At 43.5% G+C, this 2501-nt stretch carries 4 protein-coding genes; 1 reads left to right on the top strand and 3 read right to left on the bottom strand.

Annotated elements, in window-relative coordinates; genetic code table 11:
* A partial coding sequence (locus B4F08_RS09920; RefSeq protein ID WP_291374279.1) for a type B 50S ribosomal protein L31 occupies positions 1–204 on the bottom strand: 204 nt, incomplete at its 3' end.
* Positions 205–337: 133 nt separating this feature from the next.
* Positions 338–1636 carry an ABC1 kinase family protein gene (locus B4F08_RS09915; RefSeq protein ID WP_291374278.1) on the bottom strand — a complete coding sequence of 433 codons (1299 nt, stop codon included), beginning with the start codon at positions 1634–1636 and terminating at the stop codon, positions 338–340.
* Between the two features lie 193 nt (positions 1637–1829).
* On the opposite strand from B4F08_RS09915, the gene B4F08_RS09910 reads away from it, so the two are divergent.
* Positions 1830–2039 carry a DUF1737 domain-containing protein gene (locus B4F08_RS09910; protein ID WP_086208996.1) on the top strand — a complete coding sequence of 70 codons (210 nt, stop codon included), beginning with the start codon at positions 1830–1832 and terminating at the stop codon, positions 2037–2039.
* Positions 2040–2084: 45 nt separating this feature from the next.
* On the opposite strand, the gene B4F08_RS09905 is transcribed toward B4F08_RS09910, so the two are convergent.
* Positions 2085–2501: MATE family efflux transporter (locus B4F08_RS09905; protein WP_291374277.1), on the bottom strand; the 417-nt coding region annotated here is incomplete at its 5' end.

Here is a 2501-nt window from a genome sequence, read left to right as displayed (position 1 = left end):
ACCTTCATTACTGGTTTGACGTTGCTCACCCGTATAAAACGGATGTGACGCACTTGAAATATCCAAACTGACATAAGGATACGTTTTACCTTCATGCTCACGGGTCTGGTTACTTTGTAATGTACTACCGATAATGAAAAATGCATCGGCATTGGTGTCGTGAAATAGCACTTCGCGATACTCTGGATGAATATTGGCACGCATACAGCATCTCCTTAAATCTATTATTTTTGAAATGTTATAATATAACAACATTAAAGTCAAAATAAACCCAGTTACATAAAGTCACTGGGTTTATTGGAGCTGAATTGGTTTTGTTCTCAGCTATCGTCATTATTTAAGCTGTGGGCGGTACCAACTCTTCAAACAGATCGTTGAGGTTGTCGTGGACTTTGAGATGAATCAGGTTCCAGTAATGTCCAGACACCGTACGATTGACCATCAGCGTATCGGGGGAAGGTTTAAACACGTCCCAATATTTCAGCGATGGTTTGACCAGTTCAATGCCATCATGATGAGCGGAGTTCTCAGCAAAGTCATACATGGTCGTAAGGGGGCGCATCAGCACCTCTAACCATGCTTCATACAGTTCGGCAGGAAATTTTCCTTGTTCAGACATGGAGTGCAAAGCAGTCAGTTGTTGCTCCATGGCCAAGATATTACTGTCGCGCGCTGCTTGAATCAGTTGCTTAAAATGCATCACGATTTCAGTCGATAGGGTTTTGACACCGCCGTAGTCATACACGATCACGCTACCATCTTCACGAAAGGCAAAGTTGCCTGGATGGGGGTCGCAGTGAAAGCGCTTTAAAAAGAAAATTTCACGACCAATGGCACGGAATAAACGACGTCCCAGTTCATTGCGCGTGTCTTGTGACCACGTACTGGCAGTTTCAATGCTTTCGCCGTGCTCCAAGCTTAAGGTCAAAATATGACGGCTTGAATAGTCTTTGTAGACTTGAGGAATAATAATCTTAGGGTCTAGGGCCTGATGAAAGGTTCGTGCGACCTCTAAGTTTTGCGCTTCTATTTGATAGTTCAGCTCGTTATCCAAACTGTCCTGAATTTCTTTAAAGAGTTGATCTTGTAACTTACGGTCAATTTTGAGCACACCCATTAAGCGGAGCGCTAAACGGACTTGTTTTAAGTCGCTTTCACAGGCTTCTTCTACACCCGGATATTGAACTTTAACTACGACTTGCTCGCCACTCGGTAAAGTGGCTTTATGCACTTGGCCAATGGAGGCTGCGGCAAGGGGTTGTTCTTCAAAGGCTGTAAAAATTTGATTAAGCGGTTTACCCAGTTCTTTTTCTACCTGCGCTTTGATTTCGCTAAATGGCATCGCTGGCGCTTGGCGTTGTAATTTACTAATCGCGCGTGCCACTTCAGGTGGGAAAATGTCTTTGTACTGAGATGCAATTTGCCCAACTTTCATTACAGCACCTTTCATTTCACCTAAGGTATCTGCAATTTGAAGTCCAATGTCCTGAAAAAGCTGACTGCGCGCCGCATTTTTTTTATCTTCATCGGCATTGAAGTTTCTAATTGAATTGGTCACAGTCTTGGTTGCGATACTTGCCGTCATACTGGCAAGTTTCATAAAGCGACGACCGGGCGTACGAGTCGTATTTGCCATGCGATATTCCTCGGGGCATTTTTGTTACATCTCAGATTTGATCATAGGCGACAAATGCAAGACTGCCTACTTTAAATTGTTAAGCTGATGTTTCTATTTAAATAATAGTGGTCAATTGAGTGAATTGCACGCTGGATGTCGCTGCATTTAAAAATCGCGTTACACTGTGCGAAAAATTTTGAGTATGAAATAAATGAAAGTTTATCGTTATTTTACAGGCAAGGATGATGTGCAGTTTTGTGCACGTGTTACCAAAGCACTGAATGAAGGCTATAGCCTGTATGGTTCACCGACCATGACCTTTAATGGCAATGAAGTGATCGTAGGGCAGGTGGTGGTCAAAGAAGTTGAGGATGAAAGCGAAGTACCACAGGGTCTGAAAGATGCTTTGGCACAACTGTAAGAGAGAAATAGGAGCGTATTTAACCCTCCTATTCACCGCAAAGTTTTAGTGATAGTCCTGACTGAGACGTTTATTGTTGTTATAAAGTCGAAGCAAGAGTAGGGCACATGCTACGCTTAAACCAACAATCAACCCAATCCACACGCCTGCTGCACCTATGTTGGTATAACGTGCCAAATAAATGCTGACTGGAAAAGCCACAATCCAATAGGCAATCATGGTGATCCACATTGGGCCTTTGGTGTCTTGCATACCACGCAAACAACCTGCGGCGCTAATTTGCCAAGCGTCCATCAGTTGGTAGGCGAGTGCAAACAATAGTAAATACATCGCAACTTCTGATACTTCATGGTCAGAGGTATAAATTGCCACAATTTCAGGACGGAACAGCGCAATCAGTAACATGGTCATCAGCGCCAAAACCGTACCCGTAGCGAGTCCGAGTTTTTGCACATTTCGCAT

The sequence above is a fragment of the Acinetobacter sp. UBA6720 genome, from assembly GCF_002454215.1.
In the GTDB taxonomy this organism is placed as follows: domain Bacteria; phylum Pseudomonadota; class Gammaproteobacteria; order Pseudomonadales; family Moraxellaceae; genus Acinetobacter.
The sequence above is the reverse complement of the archived record's forward strand: the minus strand, read 5'-3'. Positions and strand labels throughout refer to the sequence as shown.

Bases quoted from the DNA above. Each gene is read 5' to 3' on its own strand.
- B4F08_RS09915 (WP_291374278.1), bottom strand. From the start codon at position 1,636: ATGGCAAATACGACTCGTACGCCCGGTCGTCGCTTTATGAAACTTGCC.
- B4F08_RS09910 (WP_086208996.1), top strand. From the start codon at position 1,830: ATGAAAGTTTATCGTTATTTTACAGGCAAGGATGATGTGCAGTTTTGT.